This is a genomic window from Streptomyces mobaraensis NBRC 13819 = DSM 40847 (assembly GCF_017916255.1).
In the GTDB taxonomy this organism is placed as follows: Bacteria; Actinomycetota; Actinomycetes; order Streptomycetales; family Streptomycetaceae; genus Streptomyces; species Streptomyces mobaraensis.
Map to the genome: position 1 here is coordinate 3977174 of NZ_CP072827.1, position 23415 is coordinate 4000588.

17 protein-coding genes are annotated in these 23415 nt (G+C 74.0%); 8 read left to right on the forward strand and 9 right to left on the reverse strand.

What is annotated here, in order from left to right; translation table 11 throughout:
• Entirely contained in the window at positions 1 to 930 is a 930-nt protein-coding gene (locus tag J7W19_RS17020; RefSeq protein WP_051072562.1) for a LysR family transcriptional regulator, read from the reverse strand.
• A 137-nt stretch (positions 931 to 1067) separates the two neighbouring features.
• Between J7W19_RS17020 and J7W19_RS17025 the strand changes: the two genes are divergently transcribed.
• Positions 1068 to 2558: an MFS transporter gene (locus J7W19_RS17025; protein WP_004943158.1), complete on the forward strand. Its 1491-nt coding sequence runs from the start codon at positions 1068 to 1070 to the stop codon at positions 2556 to 2558.
• A gap of 47 nt (positions 2559 to 2605) precedes the next feature.
• On the forward strand, positions 2606 to 3094 hold the full coding sequence (locus J7W19_RS17030; protein WP_004943161.1) for a pyridoxamine 5'-phosphate oxidase family protein: 489 nt from the start codon (positions 2606 to 2608) through the stop codon (positions 3092 to 3094).
• A 76-nt stretch (positions 3095 to 3170) separates the two neighbouring features.
• Here J7W19_RS17030 and J7W19_RS17035 read toward each other — a convergent pair whose 3' ends face one another.
• Together J7W19_RS17035 and J7W19_RS17040 are read right to left on the reverse strand one after the other, a co-directional pair.
• Positions 3171 to 5471, reverse strand: coding sequence for a HelD family protein (locus J7W19_RS17035; RefSeq protein ID WP_004943165.1), 2301 nt, complete (start codon positions 5469 to 5471; stop codon positions 3171 to 3173).
• A gap of 1978 nt (positions 5472 to 7449) precedes the next feature.
• Positions 7450 to 7599 carry a hypothetical protein gene (locus J7W19_RS17040; RefSeq protein WP_004939513.1) on the reverse strand — a complete coding sequence of 50 codons (150 nt, stop codon included), beginning with the start codon at positions 7597 to 7599 and terminating at the stop codon, positions 7450 to 7452.
• Positions 7600 to 7921: 322 nt separating this feature from the next.
• Between J7W19_RS17040 and J7W19_RS17045 the strand changes: the two genes are divergently transcribed.
• Together J7W19_RS17045 and J7W19_RS17050 are read left to right on the forward strand one after the other, a co-directional pair.
• Positions 7922 to 8728 (forward strand): MerR family transcriptional regulator, encoded by an 807-nt coding sequence (locus J7W19_RS17045; RefSeq protein WP_233478118.1) that lies wholly within the window; start codon positions 7922 to 7924, stop codon positions 8726 to 8728.
• Positions 8729 to 8927: 199 nt separating this feature from the next.
• On the forward strand, positions 8928 to 11012 hold the full coding sequence (locus tag J7W19_RS17050; protein ID WP_004939519.1) for a M6 family metalloprotease domain-containing protein: 2085 nt from the start codon (positions 8928 to 8930) through the stop codon (positions 11010 to 11012).
• Between the two features lie 63 nt (positions 11013 to 11075).
• On the opposite strand, the gene J7W19_RS17055 is transcribed toward J7W19_RS17050, so the two are convergent.
• Together J7W19_RS17055 and J7W19_RS17060 are read right to left on the reverse strand one after the other, a co-directional pair.
• Positions 11076 to 11642 (reverse strand): cupin domain-containing protein, encoded by a 567-nt coding sequence (locus J7W19_RS17055; RefSeq protein WP_004939522.1) that lies wholly within the window; start codon positions 11640 to 11642, stop codon positions 11076 to 11078.
• Between the two features lie 10 nt (positions 11643 to 11652).
• Complete coding sequence (locus tag J7W19_RS17060) at positions 11653 to 12318, reverse strand: TetR/AcrR family transcriptional regulator (RefSeq protein ID WP_004939525.1); 666 nt, start codon at positions 12316 to 12318, stop codon at positions 11653 to 11655.
• Positions 12319 to 13037: 719 nt separating this feature from the next.
• On the opposite strand from J7W19_RS17060, the gene J7W19_RS17065 reads away from it, so the two are divergent.
• The 3 genes from J7W19_RS17065 to J7W19_RS17075 all read left to right on the forward strand — a co-directional run bounded on the left by J7W19_RS17065 (position 13038) and on the right by J7W19_RS17075 (position 16772).
• On the forward strand, positions 13038 to 13376 hold the full coding sequence (locus tag J7W19_RS17065) for an ester cyclase (protein WP_051072465.1): 339 nt from the start codon (positions 13038 to 13040) through the stop codon (positions 13374 to 13376).
• 26 nt (positions 13377 to 13402) lie between these two features.
• Entirely contained in the window at positions 13403 to 14176 is a 774-nt protein-coding gene (locus J7W19_RS17070) for a thioesterase II family protein (RefSeq protein WP_004939530.1), read from the forward strand.
• A 361-nt stretch (positions 14177 to 14537) separates the two neighbouring features.
• Positions 14538 to 16772 carry a LuxR C-terminal-related transcriptional regulator gene (locus tag J7W19_RS17075; RefSeq protein WP_004939533.1) on the forward strand — a complete coding sequence of 745 codons (2235 nt, stop codon included), beginning with the start codon at positions 14538 to 14540 and terminating at the stop codon, positions 16770 to 16772.
• Between the two features lie 261 nt (positions 16773 to 17033).
• Here the strand turns inward: J7W19_RS17075 and J7W19_RS17080 are convergent, their stop codons facing one another.
• From J7W19_RS17080 to J7W19_RS17095, 4 genes are all read right to left on the reverse strand, one after another.
• Positions 17034 to 17534 carry a hypothetical protein gene (locus tag J7W19_RS17080; RefSeq protein ID WP_004939538.1) on the reverse strand — a complete coding sequence of 167 codons (501 nt, stop codon included), beginning with the start codon at positions 17532 to 17534 and terminating at the stop codon, positions 17034 to 17036.
• Between the two features lie 254 nt (positions 17535 to 17788).
• On the reverse strand, positions 17789 to 18871 hold the full coding sequence (locus tag J7W19_RS17085) for a 3-oxoacyl-ACP synthase III family protein (protein ID WP_004939541.1): 1083 nt from the start codon (positions 18869 to 18871) through the stop codon (positions 17789 to 17791).
• The gene (locus J7W19_RS17090; protein ID WP_004939543.1) at positions 18868 to 19554 is read right to left on the reverse strand and encodes a hypothetical protein; all 687 of its coding nucleotides are present in this window, start codon (positions 19552 to 19554) and stop codon (positions 18868 to 18870) included. The genes J7W19_RS17085 and J7W19_RS17090 overlap by 4 nt, the downstream gene beginning before the upstream one ends.
• Entirely contained in the window at positions 19551 to 21596 is a 2046-nt protein-coding gene (locus J7W19_RS17095; protein WP_078587678.1) for a thiamine pyrophosphate-binding protein, read from the reverse strand. The genes J7W19_RS17090 and J7W19_RS17095 overlap by 4 nt, the downstream gene beginning before the upstream one ends.
• 309 nt (positions 21597 to 21905) lie before the next feature.
• Between J7W19_RS17095 and J7W19_RS17100 the strand changes: the two genes are divergently transcribed.
• Positions 21906 to 23384 (forward strand): MFS transporter, encoded by a 1479-nt coding sequence (locus J7W19_RS17100; protein WP_004939546.1) that lies wholly within the window; start codon positions 21906 to 21908, stop codon positions 23382 to 23384.
• The last annotated feature ends 31 nt before the right edge of the window (positions 23385 to 23415 follow it).

The following is a 23415-nucleotide window of genomic DNA, read 5'->3' on the forward strand; positions in this document are numbered from 1 at the left end:
CTACTCGGCGCGTACGTCCTGCTCGGCTCCCGCCGTCGCCCGCACCGCCCGCGCCACCTCGCGGGCGGTGCGGGCGAAGGCGTGCACCGCGCCGGTGGTGTCCCCGGCGCGCCACACCAGCCCGTAGTCCACGGGCGCCGCGTCCTCGAACGGCAGGTACACGACGCCCGGCCGGGCGTAGTACGTCGCCGTGTGCGCCGCCGTCAGCAGGGCCCCCTTGCCGCCCGCGACGAGCATCAGCGCCTCCTGCAGGTTGGTGACCCCGGGGCCCCGGCCGATCGCGCGGCCGCCGGGGGTCCGCGCCGGGACGTGGTACTCCAGCAGGTAGTCGGGCAACGGCCCGGCGATCGTCAGGAGTTCGACGTCCGCGAGGTCCTCCAGGGAGACGGCCGTCCGCGCCGCCAGCGGATGCCCGTCGGCCACCGCGAGCACCCGGGCCTCCGTGAACAGCACCGGGCTCCCGCCCAGGTCGTCCTCGCGTACCGGGAACTCCTGCAACTGGATGTCGAAATCCCCCTTGCGGAGCTGCCCGTAGGGGTCGGAGAGCGGTACCTCGCACAGCTCCACCCCCAGGCCGGGGCGGGCCGCGCGCAGCGTCTCGGCCGCCCTCATGGCGATCTCGCCCGCCAGCGGCCCGGTGAACCCGACGTGCAGCACCCCGCTGACCCCGCGCGCCGACGCGGTGGCCCGGGCGACCGCCGCCTCGATCGCCCGGTGGTGCGGTGCCACGTCGTCGCGGAACCGCCGGCCCAGCGCGGTGAGCTCCACGCGCCGGCTCGTACGGACGAACAGGGGCGCGCCCAGCCGCCGTTCGAGCCGCTGGACGAGCTGGCTGACCCGCGCCCTGGACAGCCGCATGCGGTCGGCGGTGCGGCCGAAGTGCAGTTCCTCGGCCAGGATGAGGAAGCAGTCGAGCTCGTCGCGTTCCACGGTGTCCCCCCGGATGTCCGTCACCTTGATCGGTAAGCCTGGCTGAACGAACGTCGCGTTCTTCGCCGTTGTTCCCCCAGGGGCGCCGGACGGAGGGTGGGAGCTCTGAAACCCCCTCCCATCACCGAGGAATGCACATGTCTGCGCGTCAATGGGGCGTCCTCCTCGTCCTGTGCGGTGCCGTCTTCCTGGAAGGCATCGACGTGGCCATGCTCAACGTGGCCCTCCCCGTCATCCGGGCCGACCTCGGCCTGTCCACCGGCGAGCTGCAGTGGGTGATGAGCGCCTACGTGCTCGGCTACGGCGGCCTCATGCTGCTGGGCGGCCGGGCGGCCGACCTCTTCGGGCGGCGGCGGATGTTCATCTCCTGGCTGGCCGTGTTCCTGCTCTTCTCCGGGCTCGGCGGCTTCGCCACCGAGGGCTGGATGCTGATCACCGCGCGCTTCGTCACCGGCGTCGCCGCCGCGTTCATCACCCCGGCCGGACTGTCCGTCATCACCACCGGCTTCGCGGAGGGCGCCGAGCGCGACCGCGCGCTGCTGATCTACTCCGGTACCGGCGCCGGCGGCTTCTCGCTGGGCCTGGTCGCCGGCGGACTGCTGGGCGCGGCCGACTGGCGGTGGGTCTTCTTCGCCCCGGTCGCCGTCTCCGCCGTCCTGCTGGCCGCCGCCCTGGTCCTCATCCCCCGTTCGCCCCGCCCGGAGCGGGCGCCGGGGGAGAGCATGGACCTGGCCGGGGCCGTCACCGCCACCGCCGCCATCGTGCTGCTCGTCCTGACCGTCGAACGCGCCGCGCACGGCAGCGCGGTCACGACCGCGGCGACGGCGGTCGCCGGGCTCGGGCTCCTCGCGGTCTTCGTCGCGGTGGAGCGGCGGACGGCGTCCCCCCTCGTCCGGCTCGGCATCCTCCGCGCCCCGCTGGTCCGCTCCAACCTCGTCGCCCTGCTCTTCGCGGCGGGCTTCTTCGGCTTCCAGTTCCTCGTGGTGCTCTACCTCCAGGAACTGCGCGGCTGGTCCACGCTCCGGACGAGCTTCGCCATGATCGTGATCGGGATCGACGCCATCCTGTCGCCCACCCTGACCCCGCGCCTCGTCCGGCGGTTCGGCAACGCCCGGCTCATCCTCGGCGGCATGCTGCTCGCGGCGCTCGCCTACGCCCTGTTCCTGCCGGTGGGCGCCGACTGGACGTACGCGCTGATGCTCCCGAGCCTGGTCACCCTCGGCCTGGCGTTCTCGCTGGCGTACGGGCCGCTCACCATCGTCGCCACGGAAGGCGTCGACGAGGAGGAGCAGGGGCTCGCGGGTGGGCTGCTCTACACCTTCTTCCAGTTCGGCGCGGCGCTCGGCCTCGCCGGGGCCACGGCCGTGAACATCGCCGCCACGCCCTCGTCCGGATCCCCGGCCGCCCTGCTCGACGGGTACCGGGCGGCGCTCCTCGTGCCGTTCGGCGCGGCCGTCCTCGCCGCGGTGGTGGCGGCGTTCGGTCTGCGGGGCCGGAAGGCGGAGGCCGCGGTCGCCGGCCGGGGTGTGGAGGCGGGCGCGGGTGCGGGCGCGGGCGTGGACGGAGGCGCGGGTACGGACGCGGGCGCGGGTACGGAGGGGGCGGTACGGGCGCCGGTCGCCCCCTGAGCCGTCCTGCCGCACCCCCACCGTCCCCCCGACCGAGGAGTCATCCCATGACCGCCCGCGCCGCTGCCTTCGACGACATCCGGGACACCTTCCTCGCGTACGTCCGCGAGATCCGGTACGCCACGATGGTGACCGTGGACCGGCGGAACCGTCCCCGGGCCCGCGTGCTCCTTCCCGTATGGGAGATCGTCGACGGGCGTCCGGTCGGCTGGCTCGCCGCCTACCGGACGCCCGTCAAGACGGCGCACCTCGCCCGCAACCCGCACACCACCTACGCCTATTGGAGTCCCCGGCAGAACGCGGCCTTCGTCGACAGCGTCTCCACCTGGGCCGACGACGACGGGTCCCGACGGCACGCCTGGGACCTCTACGTCCGGGGCGGCCCGCCGGGCGTCGGGTACGACCCGGTGCACTACTGGCGGGGCGGTCCGGACGACCCTCGGTACCACGTCATCCGCATCGATCCGTGGCGGATCCAGGTGGTACGGGGAACCGACCTGCGGAGCACGATCTGGCGGGCGGCGGAGGGGGGTTGAGTAGGACCGACGCCCGGGGCTCCGGGAGAACTCCGGGGGCCCCGGGGCTCGCCCGGAGCCGAAGCCCTCGGGGGTGTCAGCCGGCCGATGGCTCCTTCGTGTTCGCCGGTTCCTCCGGTGGCGTCTCCGACGGTCCCTTCGCCGGTCCCTTCTCCAGGCCCTTCGCCAGCCCCGGCGGCAGCGCTCCCGTGTGCACCACGCCCAGCCGCTGTGTGGCCCGCGTGAGCGCCACGTACAGGTCGTTCACCCCCATCCGGCCCGGCTCGACCACGAACACCGTGTCGAACTCCAGCCCCTTGGCCTGCCGGGGATCCAGGAGGACGACCGGTCGCGTCAGGTCCGGCGCCGGGCCGGCGGAGGCGTCCGGGAGGGCGGACGACAGGGCGTCGAGGAGGCCCCGGGGCGCGATCACCGCGAGCCGTCCCTCCGGATGCTCGGCGAGGGTCGCCGCCACGGCCTCCGCGACCGTCCCGGCAGGCTGGTCCGTCCGGTGCGCCCAGGGGCGTACGCCGGTGGAACGGACGGAACGCGGCGGCCGGAACCCCGGATTCCCAGAGGCTCGGACCACCTCCGCCGCCACCTCCATGATCTCCGCGGGCGTACGGTAGTTGACGCCCAGCCGGACGTGCTCCCAGCGGTCGCCGACGTACGGCGCGAGGGCCGCCTCCCACGAGCCGCAGCCGCCCGGTTCGGCGGTCTGGGCCGGGTCGCCGACCAGGGTCATGGACCGGGTCGGGCAGCGGCGCATCAGCAGCCGCCAGGTCATCGGGGACAGCTCCTGCGCCTCGTCCACGATGATGTGGCCGAACGCCCAGGTGCGGTCGGCCGCGGCGCGTTCGGCGGCGCTGCGGTGGTCGGCCTCCTCCTGGCGCTCCGCGAGCCGCTCCGCGTCCACCACGTCGTGCGCGGCCAGCACCTCGGAGTCCTCGTCCTCCAGGTCCTCGAACTCCTGGGTGCGGGAGCCGTACGACATGTCGAGCACGCCCTGCGCGTAGGCGATTCGTTCCTGCCGGGCGGCCTCGGCCGCGGCTTGGGCGGCCGAGTCGTCCTCGCCGAGCAGCTCGGCGGCCTCGTCCAGCAGCGGTACGTCGGCCGGCGTCCACGGCCCGGCGTCCCGCCGGATGGCGTCGGCGTCCGCCGGGGGCAGATGGCAGGGGTCGGAGAGGAAGTCCGCCACCAGCCGGTGCGGGGTGAGCGCCGGCCACAACGCGTCGATGGCCGCGTGCACTTCGGGAGCGGCGGCGACGGCCTTGCCGAGCTGGGCGGCGTCGTCGGGGCCGAGGAGGTTCGGGCCCCCGTAGGGATCGGCCCCGATGCGGTCGACGAGTTGCGCGGTGAGGGCGTCGATCACGGCGAACGCGAAGGTGGGGCGCGCGAGGTTGTGCGGCAGCCGCGTGGCGCGCGCCCGGTCGCGGGCCGTCCGCACGATCGCTTCGTCGAGCACCAGGTCGCCGTCGTCGTGCGGGATCACGATCTCCGGGTCGGGCAGCGTCTGCCGGTCCCGGACGTACGCGGCCAGCGCGTCCGCCATCGCCGCGGCGCCCTTGACCTCGGCCGCCCGCGGGGTGTCGGTGCCGGTGGCCGTGGTGCCGGGGAACAGTTCGGCGGGCGTGGCGAGCAGCACCCCGGTCTCGCCGAGGGAGGGCAGCACCTCGCCGATGTAGCCGAGGAACGCCGGGTTGGGGCCGACGATCAGCACGGCGCGGCGGGCCAGTTGCTCGCGGTGGGCGTAGAGCAGGTACGCGGCGCGGTGCAGCGCGACGACCGTCTTCCCCGTACCGGGGCCGCCCTCCACCACCATGACGCCGCGGTGCGGGGCGCGGATGACGCGGTCCTGCTCCGCCTGGATCGTCTGCACGATGTCGTGCATCCGCCCGGTGCGGGCGGCGTCCAGCGCGGCGAGGAGGACGGCGTCCGCGTCGCTGCCCTCCAGGCCGGTGCGCTCGGGGTCGGTGAGGTCGAGGATCTCGTCGTGGAGGGCGGTGACGCGGCGTCCCTCGGTGCTGATGTGGCGCCTGCGGCGCAGGCCCATGGGCGTGTGGCCCGTCGCCAGGTAGAACGGCCGGGCGACGTCGGCCCGCCAGTCGATGACGAGGGGTGTCCGGTCGGCGTCGTCGCGGCGGATGCCGATCCGGCCGATGTGGTGGTCGCGGCCGTCGCGGAACGCCAGCCGGCCGAAGCAGAGACCGTTCTCCCCCGCGTTGAACGCGGCCAGCAGCCCCGACCGCTCGGCGACCAGCACATCGCGCTCCAGCCGTGCCTGGAAGGTGCCGCCACCCGGCGAGGCGAGGGCGGCGTTCATCCCGGCTTCGGCCTCGTCGCGGAGTTCCGCGAGGCGTGTGTGGAGGTTGTCGATGAATTCCTGTTCGTTGCGCAATTCCTGGGCCGACGCGTTTGACACTGTGACTCCCGCCCCGATATCATGGCCTTACAAAGCTTTTCTATGCCCTGTTTTCGGCATGGCATAGAAACAATCAATATACGCGAAGAAATGCCCCGGCTGTCAATATGCCGGGGCATTTGTTGTTTTGGCGCCGCCCTTTTCGATCTCTGTTTGGCGGGGCTTGGCGGGGCTTTTCGCGGTCGGGTGGTGGGCCGGTGAGGGCGGGGTCAGGCGGGGCCGGGGGTGTGAGCGCCTGATGAGGTGAGTGCCTGGCGGGTCGGTGGTTACGCGATCGGTGGTTATGCGATCGGTGGTCTCGCGGTCGGTGATGCGGAATCAGCGGTTGCGGCGGCTGCTGGAACGGGGTCGCAACAAGGCGGCGGTCAGCACGGCGGGCGTGGTGAGCAACAGGGTGAGCGTGACCACGGAAGTGTGCGGTACGAGGGGGTTGCCCCGCGCCGCCACCGCGTTCCGGTAGATGTGATGCGGCGGAATGGGGACGTGCGGCACGGGGATGTGAGCCGGCGGAATCGGCGCCGGGATGTGGCTCTCGGCTGGGGGTGGTGCGGCGGGCGATGCCGGTGTGACCAGCGAGGGCGGTGCGGCCGGCGCCGGCCGCGCGGGTGCCGCGGCGGCGGGGGCCGATGCGGCGGAGCGGGCGGGCGGGTTCGCCGTGACCGGGGTTGCCGGACGGGCTGGTGGTGCGGGCGCGGGTGCTGCCGGGGCGGGTGCGGCGGGCGCTGCCGGAGCGGGCGCGGCTGGGGCCGCGGCGGCCGGAGGGGCTGCGGGGGCTGCGGGTGCGGGTGCTGCCGGTGCGGCTGGGGCGGCGGGGGCCGGTGCGGCGGGAGCCGCTGGAGCAGGAGCGGGAGCCGCTGGGGCAGGTGCGGCCGGCGCCGGAGCGGCGGGTGCCGGAGCGGCCGGCGCCGGGGCGGCGGGTGCGGGCGCGGCCGGAGGAGCTGCCGGTGGGGCGGCGGGTGCGGCAGGGGCCGCCGGTGCGGCGGGTGCCGGAGCTGCGGGTGCGGGCGCCGCCGCGGGTGGAGCCGCCGGAGGGGCCGCGGCCGGCGGAGCGGCCGGGGCGGCAGGAGCGGGTGCCGCCGGGGCTGCGGGCGCGGGTGCCGCCGGAGCGGTTGCCGCCGGGGGAGGCTGGGCCTGGCAGCCCAGCCGCACATGGGCGGTCACCCGGAGCACGCCCGCCCCGACGGCCAGGCAGCGCACCCCGTCGTCGTCCACGTTCGCGCGCACCGCGCCACCCAGCGCGCGTACGCGCACATGCGACGGCGGATGCGGCGGCAGCAGCCTCGGCACGTGGTGGACGACCGCGTGCAACGAACTGTTGCCGGCCGTCGCGTCCGCCTCCAGGTCGTCGGCGGCGGCCTCGCCCGCCAGCCCGAAGACGGCGAGCGCCGCCAGCGCCGTCAGCCGTCCCGCTCTCAGCCATCCCCGCACCCGTACAGCCTGGCCAAGAGCGCGGTCCCATGGGCTGGTTCGGGTACGCGTTCCACCGATGGGGTGGAAAAACCCGGGAATTCACCCAGAGAGGTTTGGCGCGGAGGGGCCCGGCTCCCTGAAACCGCCGACTGTGTGGCGGCCGGGCCGTCCGTGATGCGCGTCGCCAGGCCGTCGCGTACGCGCCGAAGCCCGTACGCGAACTCCTCGTCCCGCTTCTCGCGCGGGGGTCAGGGCAGCCAACGAGCCGCACAGCACGCGCAGTTGGCGGTGCGTGCCACGCCGGCCGCCCCCTCGGCTGCGGGCTGCGCGGCCACAGGCCCAGGACCCACTCGCGTCCGGTCCGGCCGCTCCGGGGCACCGCCCTCGGTCACGCCGCCTCGCCGATGCTGGCACGGTCGGGTCCGCTTTTTCCGCCAGGAGGCCCGCCGTCTCGAACAGCGCGAGGATCCCCTCGGAGAGCCGCACGGCGTTCGGGCCGAGCCGGGTGAGGCCGAGTCCGCCCAGCGCGAGGGCCGGCCAGGGGTCAGGAGGATCCGCAGCCCGTGCGCGGGCAGCGGCCGGCGGCCTCGCGCCAGTCGGCCGATCCGGCCGCGGCGGGCGCCTCGATCTCGCCGTACGCCTCGTCCACGACCGACTCGATCAGCTCGTCCTTGGTGGACGCGTGCGGGTACATCGACGTGGCACCGGCGTTCAGCGGGCGCCGAGCTTCCGCATGCGCAGGGCTTCCGGGCCGTCCGAGCCCAGCAGATCGAGGGCGGCTGGGACGATCTGCTCCCGGCTCAGGACGGGCTGCCCGCGTCGAGGCCGGCGCGGCGTTCGGCGAGGGCCGGGTACCGGTGGTCTTCTCGACGCCGGCCGACGGCACGGGGTGCTGCCGCGTCGGGATGCGGGGCGCTCCGAAGGCCGCGTGAGGACCGGACATGGGGGTGCCCCGACCCTTCCCTCAGACGAGGCGCCATCATGTCACCGGCTCTAGTGGTGAAGGAGGTGCGCGGGTGGCGCGAGGAACCGGAGCGGGCATGGCGGGTGGTGTGGAGTGGACCATCCAGCAGGTGGCGCGGCGGGCCGGGGTCACCAGTCGGACGCTGCGCCACTACGACGACATCGGGCTCCTCCCGCCGTCCCGTGTCGGGGCCAACGGCTACCGCTACTACGACGTGGACGCGGTGGCCCGGCTGCAGCGCGTCCTGGTGCTGCGGGACCTCGGGCTGAGCCTGCCGGTCATCGCGGAGGTGCTGGACCGGGAGGCCGACGAGGAGACGGCGCTCCAGGAGCAGATCCGGCTGCTGGAGGCCGAGCGCGAGCGTGTCGACCGGCGGATCAGGGCCGTCCGCCGCACCCTCGACGCCCGCCGCTCGGGGCAGGACCCCACGATGGACATGATGCTGGAGGGGTTCAACGACAGCTACGAGGACGAGGTGGTCGCCCGCTGGGGCGAGCGCGCCTTCCGGCTCAGCAACGAGTGGTGGCACGGGAAGGACATGCGGGAGCAGCTCGCCTGGAAGCGGGACACCGACGAGCTCGTCGACGCCTGGGCCACGGCCTGGCGGGAAGGCGCCTCCCCGCGTTCGGACCGGGCGCAGGCGCTCGCCGCCCGGCACGTCGCGTGGCTCGGCGCGATCCCCGGCACGCCGGTGGCCGACGGGGACCGCGAGCAGGCCGGCTTGATGGTGCGCTGTCTCGGGGACATGTACGTCACGGACCCCGACTTCGCGACGACGTACGGGTCCGTGGAGGGCGCGGCCTTCGTCCGGGACGCGCTGCACGAGTACGTACGGGTCACCATGTCGTCCGCTCCGTGAAGCCACCGGGATCCGGGGGCGGGGCCCTCCCCGGCTGGGGGTGTGAGGGCCGAGGCCGGGCGGAAGAAAGCTCCGCCTCTGGCGCCTCAGCCCCCTCCCCCTTACCTTGGCCCCGGTGGGCACCCCCATCGAACAGCTTGCCGCGTCTCCGGCGGTCAACTCCTGACGTCAGGGGACGACTTCAGACAAGAGGTGAGTCTTGTTCCTCCACCGTCACAGACGTTCACCGGGCTTACCGTCCCGCCGGGCCGGACGTTCAGGACGCGGCCGAATATGGTACGGCCGCGTCCGCGTCGCCGCCGCGCTCCTCGGGCTGACGGCCGGTGCCGTCGCCGCGGGGCCGGCGCTGGCGACGCCCGACGCGGGCCCGCGGGGCCAGCAGCAGTCCCTGGTCCGTCCGATCGACCCGCAGAACTGGCGCAACCCCGACGACATGACCTGGGCGGAGTACCGCTCGGTCCCCGGGACCCGCTGGGCCGACCCCGCCCTGCAGCCCACGCAGCGCAAGTTCAAGGGCGCGCTGGTGCTCCTCGACTACCCGGACGAGGAGTTCTCGGTCAGCAAGCCGGCTGGCGCAGGCCGGTTCGGCAACCCCCAGCCGCCCGCCTCCGGAATCCCCCGCGACCGCGTGCCCGCCTTCTACCGCGACTTCCTCAACAAACCGGGCACCCTCAACCACGGCCACACGATCAACGAGTACTGGATGGAGGACTCCGGGGGCCGCTTCGGGGTCGATCTGACGGCGTTCGGGGCGTACCGGCTGCCGTGGAAGTCGTACCAGTACGGGATCGAACCCGGGATGAACCCCGGCGCCTGCCCCCGCGGCGACACCTGCGGGAAGGACATCAGGGCCGACGGGAAGCGGGCCTGGGTCGCCGACGTGGGCGCCGACCAGGCGGGGAAGTTCGACTTCGTCTTCTACCTGACGGCGGGTGTCGACGAGTCGTCCGCCTGGCAGGAGTTCGGGCAGATGAAGTTCCGGTCGGCGGCGGACGTGCCCGCCGCCTGGGGGCCGCCGTCCCCGCTGGCGTCCGGTGGCAACGCGGCGAAGACCCGGTACGTGCCCTGGACGTCCTGGCAGGCCGCCGCCCGGATCTGGCCGAACGCGGCCGACGGCTCGTCCACCCAGGCCGAGAGCTCCGGCATGGCGACGTTCGCCCATGAGCTCAGCCACATCCTGGGCATCGGGGACAACTACAACAACCCCTACGGGACGCCCCTGAGCCGTAGTTACACCGGGATCTGGGGGATGCTCTCGCGCGGCTCCTTCAATGGACCCGGCGGCCCCCACACACGATGGCGGATCCCCGCGACCGCCGGCGGCTCCATGGGCGCCCAGCACGTCCTGCGGGACAAGATGAAGCTCGGCATCGTGGACGACAAGAACGTCCTCCGCCTCGACCGCGACGACCTCAAGAACCAGGGGCTCATCGTGGCCCGCGTCACTGCCCGCTCCGCACCACCCGGTGACAAGGGCCTCTCCGGCATCAACGTCAGCATGGGCCGCGACCTCTCCCCGGCCTGTGACCGCGCCAAGGACCCGCTCTGCGACGGCGGCGGCTACGACAACTACACCGTCGAGGTCGTCGACCGCATGGGCATGGACTCCTTCACGCCCGACCACGGCGTGCTGATCAGCAAGACCAAGAACGCCGACCGCGCCCCCTTCGCCTGGGTGATCGACGCCCACCCCGAGGACATCGGCATGGTCGACTTCAAGCGTCCCGACGGCACCCTCCAGAAGATCACCATGGGCGACTACCGGCAGCTCAGCGACGCCCTGTTCCACGCGGGCGCCGACTCCGGCAGTTCCTACGAGTACGTGGACCAGGCCAACCGCCTGCACTTCTACGTCCTCGACATCCAGCGCGACGCGACCGGCGTCCTCTCCTACAGCGTCGGCGTGAAGTCGCTCGACGGGACCGGCCCGCAGGCGCGTGGTGCCGCGCTGGGCCGCGGTACGGCGCAGGGCCGGCCGGTCGACGGCCGGGCCCGGTGCACCTTCGACCTCGCCAACACGGGCCGCCCAGCGGAGGCCGACGACGGCTACCGCTCGTCCGACGTCTACCGGCTCTCGGCCACCGCCTCCGGCCGCGGCTGGACCGCCTGGCTCCCGAACCGCCTCGCGACCGCCCGGGCCGGCGCGTCCGTGCCGGTCGACGTGTCCGTGGCGGCCGCGCGGGACGCCGCGCGCGACGGGAAGATCACCCTCACGGCCCGTTCGGAGAGCGACCCCGGCCGGACCGCGACGGCGATCTGCACGCTCCGCAAGTCGGGTCGGTAGTAGCGGCGTTGGTACGGGTGAGGGGCGGCGCGGGCCGCGCCGCCCCTCACCCCCGCCCCGCGGTCAGCCGGTTTTGAAGGACTTGCGCAGGGACGCCCGTTCCTCCCAGGAGTCCGCTCCCGGGCCCTTGGCCATGTCGGCGAAGAAGCTGTCGTGCCGGACGAGGAACTCGGTCCGTTCCTCGTCGGTCATCGAGCCGAGGTGTTCCAGGCCCTCGAAGTACGCCTCGCGCGCGCCGCCGGGCGCGAAGAGCATGAGGAACTCGGCGGGCTCGCCGGAGATGTTGCCGAAGGAGTGGACGCCGCCCGGGGGTATGTAGAGGTAGTCGCCCTGCGAGGCGTCGAACCACTGGTCGCCGTCGAAGACGTGGATCTCGCCCGACAGCACGTAGAACGCTTCGGACATGGTCTTGTGGAAGTGCGGGCTGGTGCCGCCCACGGCCGGTCCCATCCGGTTCTTGTAGAGGCCGAACAGGCCGTCGGTGGAGAGCCGGGTCGAAAGGTAGTGGTACGTGTTCCCGTTGGGGGCCGTGTACTCCGGCGGGGCGTCGGCGCGGCGGAAGGACGCCGAGATCTCGCCCTCGTCGCCGTCGTAGCGGATCTCGGGGTAGTCGGGGGACAGGAAGGACACCGTGTGCTCCTCAAGATGTGGTTCGGTCGGGGGCCGGGGGCGGTGCGTAGAGGTGGAGGAAGGCGCGTACGCCGTCCGTGACGATCTCCTCGACCTCGGCGTCGGGCAGCGGGACGGCTCCGTAGTACGAGCGCATGAGGACGTCGTTCATGGTGAGCGTGTTGAGGCGGTGGGCGGCCCGTGCCGCGTCGTCGAAGGCCAGCAGCCCCCGTTCGGCGATCTTCTCCAGGTAGGGGGCCAGCCGCAGGTGGGCGGTGGGCGGGCCGTGAGCCGCCCAGGTCTCCAGGAAGGCGGCCGGCAGCCGGCTCGCCTCGGTGTGGATGGTGCGGACGAGCGCGAAGTGCTCGGGGAACTCGGTCACCGACCGGGCGCGGTCCAGGCAGAAGGCCGTGAGGTCGTCCTCCAGGTCGACGATCTTCCGCAGGTGCCGTTCCATCAGCGCCCGTACGGTCTCCGTGACGGCGTCGGCGCCCTCGACCGCGACCGAGCGGAACAGGTCCTCCTTGTCCGCGTAGTGGTTGTAGATGGTGCGCTTGGCGACGTCCGCCTCCAGGGCGATGGCGTCCAGGCTCGCGCGCGCGTACCCCTCCCGGCCGAACACGCGCCTCGCGGCCTGGGAGATGGCCCGGCGCTTGTCGGGCAGACCGCGTGAACGGGGGTGTGCGGTGGGGGACATGGGGTGCTCCTTGGCGGTCGGGGCCGCATGGTGGTCATGGCGGCGAGCGGTGCATCAGGCGCCCTGCGCAGGGGGTTTGGCGGTTTAGTTGTTGATCTCCCGTAGGGGACAGGGGCGTTGGGCCGCGCCGCACGTTACACAGCGTCGGTACGTTACTCAACCGTTCGGTGCAATGGATGCACTGGGTAGTGCAACCCGCGGTGGCGGAAGGGGGCGAACGGCCCTCATGGTGTCCCTGTAGTGCTCACCCCTGTCCGTGAGCTGAGGGTTTGGGCGCTTATCGGGGGTGCGATTAAGTCAAGATTCACCTGACCCTTGCCCGGACGGTTGCCCGGATCCGGTGCATGATTTTGAATCGCAGACAACGGGCGGTAACGGCCGTCACACAGATAAAGAGCATTCCGCTTGGTGCCGGTGGTGACCCTCCCGGACGCGGTCCGGGTAGGCGGGGTGACCCCGGAGGGCAAGACCGGCCGAGCAGGTCGGAACGGTGTGTGGTCAGTGTCCGGAAAGCGATGGCGGCGACGACCCCGCCCCCTCCCGACGGAGCTTCCGTGGGGCGGGCGGGCAGCCGTGGTCCGCGGCGGACTTGGCCGGGCGCGAGCGGGCGCCCGGTAACGGGGAGAAGAGGCGCACAGATGCGGGACAGCCGGCAGCGAAACGATTCCGACCTGCGAAAACACCGTGAGGAGCTGGTTCTCAGACACACCGCTGCGGTGATGTCGAGCGCCGGGCGCGGGCCCGGCGGCGTCTGCCGCGTGGTGCCCTTCGACGAGCAGCCGCTGGTCGGGGACGACGCGGTGCGCCGGCACTTCGAGGCCATGCTGGCGGCCTTCCCCGACCTCGAACACGAGGTGCTGGCCATCCACCACACGGCCGACGTCGTCATCCTGGAGAGCCGGATCAACGGCACCCAGGCGGCCGACTGGCAGGACATCCCCAACCGCGGCAAGCGCATGGAGCTGCCGGTGGCCGTACTCTCCCAGTTCGACGGGGAGTTCCTCGTCGATGGGACGCTGTACTACGACCGCGTGGTGGCCGCGCGGCAGCTGGTCTGAAGCGTGGGACGGGGGGTGCCTGCGTGATGACGCCGTACCTCACGCCGGCGGCGGGTGAGCGGTCGTCGGCGGGGCTGGATCTGTTCTGTCTGCCGTGCGCCGGGGGTGGCGCCTCGGCCTACGAGCGGTGGCAGGAGCGCCTGGACGCCCACGGCGTCGGGGTGCGCGTGCTGCCCGTCCGGCTGCCCGGCCGCGAGGAGCGGGCGCACGAGCCGCGGTTCACCCGGCTCGCCGACCTCGTCGCCGAGCTGGACGAACAGCTCGACGAGGCGCTGTCCCGGCCGCACGTGCTGTACGGGCACAGCATGGGCGCGTTCGTGGCCCACGCGCTGACGCTGGCCCGGCAGCGGCGGGGTGCCGCGCCGCCGCGCGCCCTGGTGCTCAGTTCGCACCGCGCGCCGCACGTACGGCCGACCCGGATCCTCGATCCGGACGCCGACGACGAGACGCTCGCCGACGCCCTCGCCGAACTCGGCGGCATTCCCCGGGAACTGGCCCGGAGGCGGCGGTTCCGTGCCGCGTACATGCCGCTCGTCCGGGACGACCTGCGGCTCTGTACGGGCTGGGTGGAGCCGGCGGACATCGAACCGCTGGCCGTTCCGCTGCACCTGTTCGCCGGGGCGGACGACCACCTGGTGCCCGTACCGGCGATGGCCGCGTGGCGGGACCACGCCGGCCGGGGCAGCGAGCTGCGGGTCCTGCCGGGCGGGCACTTCTTCGTCCGCACGCACACGGAACGGCTGCTGCGCGAACTGGCGGCCGTGGTGGCACGGTACGCCCCGCCGCTTCCGGTGGTCTGAAGCGGGACTCGACAGAGGGAACGGCGACGTGAGGAGCAAGGAGGCTGCTCGCATGCTGGTCACGGAGGGGTCGGGAGAGGCCGGCGGGGTGGGAAGCGGCCGGTGTGGGGGAGAGGGCGGGGGTGGGGACGCTCCCCGGGGGTTCGCTCCGGGAGCGTTCGCCCCGGAAGGGGAAATACCGGAAGGGTTCGCCCCGGATGGGGACGTTCCTAGGGGGCGGGACGCCCCTGGGGCACCCGTTCCCCACGGGACGGTCGTCCCCGGGGCCGTCCCACAGGGGTTCGCCCCTCACGGGCCCGGCGATCTCGGATTCGGTGAACTCCTCGGGCGGGAGGGCGAACTCCGACGCGTACGGGCGTGGTTGGCGCGTCCGGCGGCGCGAGCGCGGCTGCTCACCCTGACGGGTCCCGCCGGAGTCGGCAAGAGCCACCTCGCGCATGCCGCCGTCACGGCCGGGGGTGACGGCGGGGTGGAGGAGGCCGGCGGATTTCTGGGCCTGTCCCCACCCCCACCGACGATCTGGGTCGACCTCGCCGACGCACCGGACGCCTCCGCCCTCTGGACGCGCCTGGGCGCCCGCGACGCCCACGAGGCGGCCGGCCGGATAGCGGACGGCGGCCTGCTGCTCGTCCTGGACAACGCCGACCGCCTGGTCGCCGACATCGCCCTCGACGTGGCCGCCCTGCTGCGCTCCTGCCCGGGCCTGCGCACCCTCCTGACCAGCCGCGTCCCCTTGGACATCCGCGCCGAGCGGATCCTCCCCGTCGGCCCGCTGCCCACCGGCCCCGGCTCGCCCGCCGAGGCCCTGTTCGCGGAGCGGGTGCGTCCGTACCACCGGCCCGGAGTCGACAGCGGGCCCGGGCAGCTCGCCGTGGGGGAGATCTGCCGGCTGCTGGACGGGGTCCCGCTGGCCGTCGAGATGGCCGCGGAGGCGGTCGGTACGGAGGGGCCGCGCGCCCTGCTCGAACGCCTGGAGCGCGGCGACTGCGACCCCGGACGCCACCGGGCGCGCGACACCCCCGAGCGGCACCGCAGCGTCGCCGCCGCCCTGACCTGGGCCGCCGGGACGCCCGCGGAAGGGGACGCGGCGCTGCTGCGGGCCCTGTCGGTGTTCGACACCTACGTCGACCCGGTCGCGGTCCGGCGCGTCACCGGGCTCGGCCACGCCGCCGCGGTCGCCGGTATCGACGCGCTGCTGCACAAGAGCCTGCTGCTGAGCGCTCCCGGGCAGGACGGCGAACCGGAACTCCGCCTCACCTACATGGCCCGCGCCTACCACCGGGCCCGGCTGGCCGCCGACCCCCGCGAGCTGCGCCGCGTCCTCGACGGGCACGCCGCGCACTGGTCCGCGTACGCCCAGGACACGGCGGAGGCCCTGCGCGCGGGCCGGCACCTGGACCAGGTCCTGCCCGCGGTCGCCGCCCGACTCCCCGACATCCTCAGGGCGGCCCGCCACCTGACGTCCACCGGCGACCACCTCGCCGCGCTGCGCCTGACGACCGCCCTGGAGGTGCCGCTGCTACGGCACTGCCTCGCCCCGGAGGCGGCGCACGAGGCCGAGGCGACCGCCGACGCGTGGGCCGCGGAGACGGCCGGCCGGCCCGCCGCCCGGGCCGCGGGCGGCGAGGTGGCGGCCGGGGCGCTCGTCGCGGTCGGGCGGTGGGCCGTCGACCGCGGGGAGTACGCCCGCGCCGCGCGGGTGCTGGAACGGGCGGAGACCGTCGCGGCCGAACTCCCCGTCGCCCGCGCGCGCGTCGCGGTCGCCACGGGCGAACTCCTCCGCCGTCGCGGCGAGTCCGCGCTCGCCGTCGGCGTACTGGACCCGGCCGTGCGCCGGCTCGACGCCGAGGGCGACCGGCGGACCGCCGCGCTGGCCCGGCGCGCCCTGGCCCTGCTGCGGGCCGCGCACGCCGACCCGGAGGCCGAACGGCCGCTGCTGCGCGCCCTGGACGACGTACCGGACGACGCCGCGCTCCGGGCGTCGCTGCTCACCGCGCTCGCCCGGGTCCGGCGGGCGCTCGGGCGGGACCGGGAGGCGCACGAGACCGCCCGGGAGGCGGCCCGGCTGCTCATGGGCATCGGCGACCCCGCGCAGGTGGCCGAGGCGCTGGAGACCGTGGCCGTCACCTCCGGCGGCGCGGACGGCGACGAACAGCGGCGGCACGCCGTCGCCCGGGTGCTGGCGCACGCGGAGGCCGTCCGGCGCCGGTACGGCGTCGTCCCCGACGGCGACGACGCGGCCGGCGAGCTCGCCCGGGACCTCGCACGGAGCCCCACCGCCCGCCCGCTGCGGGAACTGCGCCGCGACGCGGAGCGGGTGTCCCTGCACGACGCCCTCGTCGCCGCCCTGTTCGCCCCGCCCCCGGCCGACGGACCCGCGCGCACGGCCCGCCGGGGCACCGCCCCGCACGGTCTCACCCCACGGCAGCACCAGATCGCGCTCCTGGTCGCGGAGGGCCTCACCAACCGGCAGATCGCGCGGCGGCTGGGGATCTCCGAGTGGACGGTGACCAATCATCTGCGCGTGGTGATGCAGAAGTTGGGGTGCGCGTCACGGGTGCATGTGGTGCGGGCGGTGCAGGGGGGTACGGCGTGAGGGGTTTGGGTGTTCAGGGCGGTCCTGTCCCTCGCGTCCTGTCCCTCACGTCCTATCCGTCTCGTCTTGCCCGTCTCGTCCTGCCCGTCGCGTCCCATGCCGGAGGGGGCGCCCCCGAGGCGGAAACCGCCACCGAGCGCGCCCCCGAACGGACCTGTGCGGACCTCTCCGGATTCCCGCCGGAGCCCTGGCCGACCTCTCCGGGCCCTCACCGGAGCCCCTACGGCCCACCGGATCCCCGGATCCGGACACGTGCCCGGCTCAGAAGACGAGCGGGCCCGGGGTCTGCAGGGACACCGCCGTGCAGGTGTTGGCCGTGCCGAGGACGTTCAGGCTGAGGGACGAGTCGCCCGAGCCCGCGGCGGGGATGTAGGAGTCGAGGCGGTCGCCGGCCGCCACCGGGCCGGTGAGCGGGCCGACGACGACCGGCTGCCCGGCCGGCGTCGCGGCGTTGGCGGTGCCGCTGAAGGAGGCGATGCCGCCGTCGGCCTTCCGCAGCCGCAGCGTGGCGCTGACCGAGTCCGCGGGGATGTCCGCCGGGGCGATGCCGCCGCTGGTGGAGAAGCGGATGGAGCCGACGCCATGGTCCGCCGAGCCCTCGATCGTCAGGTCGGTGACGCCGAACCGGCCGCAGTCGTACCGGGCGGTGACCGTCTGCACACCGGAGGAACCGGCGGCGGCAGCGGCCGGTCCGGCCGTGGCGAGGCCGCCCAGGAGCAGGGCCGCGGTGGCGACGGAGGCGGCGGTGAGCTTCTTTCGCATGGTCGGTTGCCTTTCCACTGAACGGATGGTGTGTGGAAACGTCCGGGCGGCGGATCCACCGCCCGTCGATCACCGGTGGCGTGGGATGGCTCGCCACCGGGGCTTCGGGGACGGTCGGCGGACACCGGTCCGCCGTGCCGTCGCGGCTGCCGTGTCCGGGCGGCCGGGGTCACCCCGCCCGGGTCGCCGGCCTCCCGGTCGCCGGCCTCCCGGTCGCCGGCCTCCCGGTCACCGGTCGTCCGGCCGACCTCGGATCACCCCGTCCCCGCCCCGTCCCCACTCCGCCACCGGACCGCCGCCGCCCCCGCGAAGTCCCCCGCGTGGGCGAAGCCGGCGAGCATCAGCAGGCTGCCGTCGGGGATCCGGCCCTCGCGGAGGCCGTGGTCCAGGGTGATGGGCACGGCGGCGCCGAAGAGGTTGCCGAACCGGTCGAAGGTGTCCAGGTGCCGGGCGGGATCGAGAGAGAGCCGGGTGCGCCACTGCTCCAGGAACATCCGGTTCGGCTGGTTGGTGATCAGCACGTCCAGGTCGTCGATCCCGAGCCCCAGCTCGCCGCACAGCCCCGAGACCACGTCGGGTACCAGCCGGTTGCCGCGCTCGACGATGTCCTTGACCCGGCCGGGGGTGAACCCGACGTGCATCTGGCTGGTCCCGGGCTCCCAGTACTTGCGGCCGTCGGAGAGGGTCAGGCCGCAGTCCCGGGTGTACTCGCCGTGGTTGGCGACCCGGATGCCGAGCACCGGCGATTCCGCCGACGCGGCCACGAGGGCCGCCCCGCAGCCGTCCCCCGGGATGACCGCCTCCGGGAGCTTGCGCACCTCGGACTGGGTCATCACCGGCCCCGCGCAGTTCTGCACGTTCAGCAGCAGCGCGGACCGGGCCTGCCCGGTGCCGACGAGGGCCCGCGCCAGCCGCAGCAGGTGGACGAAGGAGGCGCAGCCGCCGTTGTGCGCGTCGATCACCCAGTCGGCCCGGATGCCGAGCCGGTGCGCCACCTCGGCGCCCGGGCCGGTGAACGGCACTTCCGGCAGCAGGGTGTTGGTGAGCACCACGTCGACGCCGCGCAGCGTGTCCCGCCCGACGCGTTCGGCCAGGGCGTTCGCGGCCCGCTCCATCATGTCGGCGGGCGTCTCGTCCCGGGCCGCCTGGTGGCGGAAGCGCGGCGCCTTGAACATCGTCTCCGCGCCGAAGCCCTCTGGTCCGCCGTCGGCGTCCTGATCCCGGTGGGCCAGGAAGTACTCGGTGCCGACCGGTTCCCCGGGCAGGTAGGAGGCGACTTCGAGCAGACTGACGTCATGGAGCGGTCTGACGTCCGGGTACGGTCCGGCGTCCCTCATGAGGCGGCGTCCCCCCGGAACCGGTGCTCCAGGATCTTCTTCAGGTTGTCCATCTCCACCTGGTGGCCCGCGTAGAACAGCGGCCACATGTCACCGACCCACGGCCGCTCCGGCGAGGGCGCCAGCTCGGGGTAGGGGTTCTTGTCGTAGTAGGGGTGACGGCAGTTGGTCCAGATGACGACGGAGCCGGGCTTGTTCAGGACGGTCTCCGCCGGGACGATCCGGTGGAGGTAGTTCATCCACAGCTCCTCGCCCTGGTCCCACGCGCACCGGATGTCGACGGTGAGGGCGTCCGGGTCGCCGTCGATCCGCATGAAGATCTTGGTGGCGTCGTCGAGCAGGACGTCCCGGCCCTGGTACACGTCGGGGACGTCGGTCGGGGCGAAGTCGCGTGTGCTGTAGGTGAATTCGTTGAGGTGGCGGATGTCCGTGAGGTACTCGTACACGGCCCGGGGCGGTGCGTCGATGTACTGGTGGACGGTGACGAACCTCCCGTACACCTCGTCGTAGGTGAAGCTCTCCTTGGTCAGCTCCGCGGCGAGCGCCATGGCCTCCTCGCGCGGGGTCGTCTCCCAGCGCAGCAGGCCGGGGACGTCCTTGATGCCGTCCGGGATCGGGGCGGGCGGGACGTAGCCGGGGAGGGGAGTGGGCTGACCGCTGGGCCGGTCGACGGAGGTGGTCATGCTGGCGCTGCTCCTTCACGGGCGGGGGCGGGCCGTCCGGTGCCGGCGGGTACCGGCTGCTGCCGGAAGGGCCGGAACGGCGGCATTTCGGAGGGATCGACGTCCACGCAGATCAGCGCGGGCGCGGCGGTGGCGTGGGCGCGGCCGAGGGCCGCGGCCAGTTCGCCGGCGGTACGGACGGTCACGGCCGGCAGGTCCGGGAACAGCGCGGCGGCGCCGTCGCCGATCCGGGCCGGGCGGAAGAGGTTGTAGGAGTAGTCGCCGGAGAAGTACAGCCGCTCGCGGGTGGCGCACATGCCGTGCGCGTTGTTGTTGAGCACCACGAACGTGACGGGCAGCCGGTGTTCGACGGCGGTGTGCACCTCCATGCCGTGCATGAAGAACGCGCCGTCACCGGCGACGACGCAGGCGCGGCGGCCGGTGGCGAACGCGGCGCCGATCCCGGCGCCGAAGCTGTGGCCCATCCCGCCCATGCCGAGCGCGGCGACGAACCGGCCTCCCGGAGGCGTGTCGATGTGGTGGGTGGCGACGGCACCGGCATTCCCGGCATCGGCCACCACGGTCGACCCCTCGGGCAGGGCGGCCGAGATGACCAGAGCGGCCGTCCGCATGTCGAGGGGGGTGTCCGGCGGGGGAGGCGGGGGCGGTGCGACGTGGGTGGCGATTCGCGGGTGGTCGTCTTCGGTCGGCGGTGCGACGTGGGTGGTGGGCCGCGGGTGGTCGTCTTCGGTCGGCGGTGCGACGTGGGTGGCGATCCGCGGGTGGTCGTCTTCGGTCGGCGGTGCGACGTGGGTGGTGGGCCGCCGGTGGTCGTCTTCGGTCGGCGGTACGACGTGAGTGGCGATCCGCGGATCGTCGCCTTCGGCTGGCGATACGACCTGTGCGGCGGGCCGCGGGTGCTCGCCTTCGGCCCGCGGTGCGACGCCAATGGCGGGCCACTCGTCGCCGCCACCGGCCGGCGGTACGACACGTGCGTCGAGCCCCCCGCCATCGCCATCACCCACCGGCCCCACGACGTCCGCCAGCAACTCCAGTTCGGCGCCGAGAGGACCGGTGAGGCGGACGAGTTCCCCGTGAGCGTCGAGGAAGGGGGTGCGCGGGTCGACGCAGATCACCGGTACGGCCTTGAGGCGGTCGTCCAGCCCCGCGCCGGTCATCTGCGGCAGCCGGGTGCCGGCGAGCACGACGGCGGCCGCCCGCTCCAGCGACTCCTGCGTCGCGTCCGTCCCGTTCGCACCGGCGATGCCCAGGTAGCGCGGGTCGCGGGCGTCGAAGACGTCCTTGGCGTCGGCCGCCACGGCGACACGGGCGGGCAACGCGGCGGCCAGCCGGGCGAGTTCCGTCCGGGCGTCGACGCGGGCCACCCCCTCGCCGGCGATCACGGCGACGCCGCCGGGGCGCCGTACCGCATCCCGCAGCAGCTCGGCGGCCCGGGAACGCTCGGCCGCCGCCGTCAGCGCGGGCGCCGCCGGGGCCGGCGGGCGGGGCGGCGCCCAGGTGGGGAGCACGGCCTGCTGGACGTCCTTGGGGAGCAGCAGCACCGCGGGCCCGGGCCGGGCGGGGTCCGTCGCCGCCGCGAAGGCCCGCGGCAGGGCGTCGGTGATCGCCTCCGGTTCGTCCACGCGGGCGCAGTGCACGCCGAGTTCGCCGAACAGGCGCGCCGCGTCGATGGAACCGGCGAGCCCGCTGGTCTCCTGGAAGGAACCGCGGCCGTCCAGGGCCGCCGGCGGCTGGCCGACGAGGACGACGGCCGGGACGAAGGACGCCCGGAGCTCGGCCACGCCGGGCACCAGGTTCATCGCGCCGGCGCCCGAGGTGGACGCGATCACCGGGACGCGCTGCGACGCCCGGTGGTAGCCGTCGGCCATGGTGGCCGCGGAGAACTCGTGCTTGGCCACCACGCCCAGCGGGCCGTCCTGCGCCTGGTGCAGCGCGTCGTACAGGTCCTCGATGTTGGCGCCGCCGACTCCGAACACATGGCGGACGCCCTGCCGGTGCAGGAAGTCCACGACGAAATCGACCACGCGGGGTGAACTGCTCATGCGGCCGGCCCCCTCCGACAGTGGTGTCGCCCATTACAGGCAGCGCCGTCCGGGCCGGACAATGACCCGGTCCTGCCGGTCGACAGGGTGGCCACCGGCAGGGTCCTGCCGGTGCGGGACGCCGGGCGCATGGCAGGGGAAACGTCCGCCGCATGGCAGGGATCTGCCATGTCGTCCTGTCACGTGCACACCGGGCCGGGGCCATAGGTTGCCGACACATCCGACCAGCCGACCATCCGGCATCCGCGCGGGAGGCCCCTGAGCGCCGGTCTCCCAGCGGAAGCAGAGCGAACAGGAGCAGGAGGACGCATGGGCAGGGTTACGGCCGAGAACGCCGCGACCGCCGCGTCGGCCACGTCCGGAACGGCGGGCCGGGCGGCGGGACTGGTGCTCGCGGTGACCTGCGGAGCGCAGTTCATGGTCATCATCGACGACACCGTCGTCGCGATGGCGCTCCCCACCATCCGCACGTCGCTCGGCTTCGAACAGGCGTCGCTGGCCTGGGTCGTGGACGCCTACATGCTGCTCTTCGGCGGCTTCCTGGTGCTCGGCGGCCGCTGCGCCGACCTCTTCGGCCGGCGCCCGGTCTTCCTCGCCGGCCTCGGCGTCTTCACCGTGTCGTCCCTCGCCTGCGGCCTGGCCCGGAACCCCGAGACGCTGATCGTCGCGCGCGGCGCCCAGGGCTTCGGGGCGGCCCTGCTCAGCCCGGCGGCCCTGGCCATCCTGATCACCACGTTCTCCGCGGCGAAGGAGCGGCGCAAGGCGCTCGGCGTGTGGGGCGGTCTCACCGGCATCTCCGGTGTCTCCGGGGTGCTGCTCGGCGGGGTCGTCACCGACACGGTCGACTGGCGGTGGGTCTTCTACATCAACATCCCCGTCGGCGTCCTGCTGTTCGCGCTCACCCTGCGCCCCGCGCTCGCCGACCGCGAACCGCCCGCCAAGAGCACCTCGACCGACACCACGGGCGCCCTGCTCATCACCTCCGGTCTGCTGCTGCTCGTCTACACCGTGATCAGCACCGGCCACCGCCCGTGGGGGTCCGCGGCGACCGTCCTCGGTCTCGTCGGCGCCGGCGTGCTGCTGGCCGGGTTCGTGGTGCGGGAGTCGCGTGCGGCGCAGCCGCTGATCCGGCTGGGGATCTTCGCCCGGCGGCAGATCGCGGTGGCGAACCTGATGATGCTGCTCGCCGCCTCCGGCCTGTACGGCATCTTCTTCTTCCTCACCCAGTACATGCAGATCCTGCAGCACTGGTCGCCGCTGCGGGCCGGGCTGTCCTGGGCGCCGTTCGGCGTGACCATGGCGGTCTTCTCCGGTCTGGCGATCCAGCTGCTGCCGAGGCTCGGCAGCCGGGTGCTGTGCCTGGTCGGCCTCGGCGCGGCCACCTGCGGGCTGGCGCTGCTGCTGGGCTCGCCCGCCGAGGCGTCGTACGCGTCGGACATCCTGCCCACCCTGCTGCTGTGCGCCGCCGGCTACGGGCTGGCCATGGTGCCGATGGTGGTGGCCGCGGTGAGCGGGGTGGCGAAGGCGGACTCCGGCGCCGCGTCCGGCGTCCTCAACACCGGCCAGCAGATCGGCGGCGCCACCGGCCTGGCGGTGCTGGCCGCGCTCGCGAGCGGCCGGCTGGACGACGGACTCGCCGACGGGGAAGCGCTGCCCGACGCCCTGTTGAGCAGCTTCCACTCGGCGTTCCTCGTCGGCACGGTGCTCAGCGGGTGCGCGGCGGTGCTGGCGCTGGCCCTGCCCGCGCTGCGGACGGAGTTCGATCCGGAGACGGCGACGGGGGTGTGATCCGCCGGGCCGCTCCCGGCCGCGCCGTACG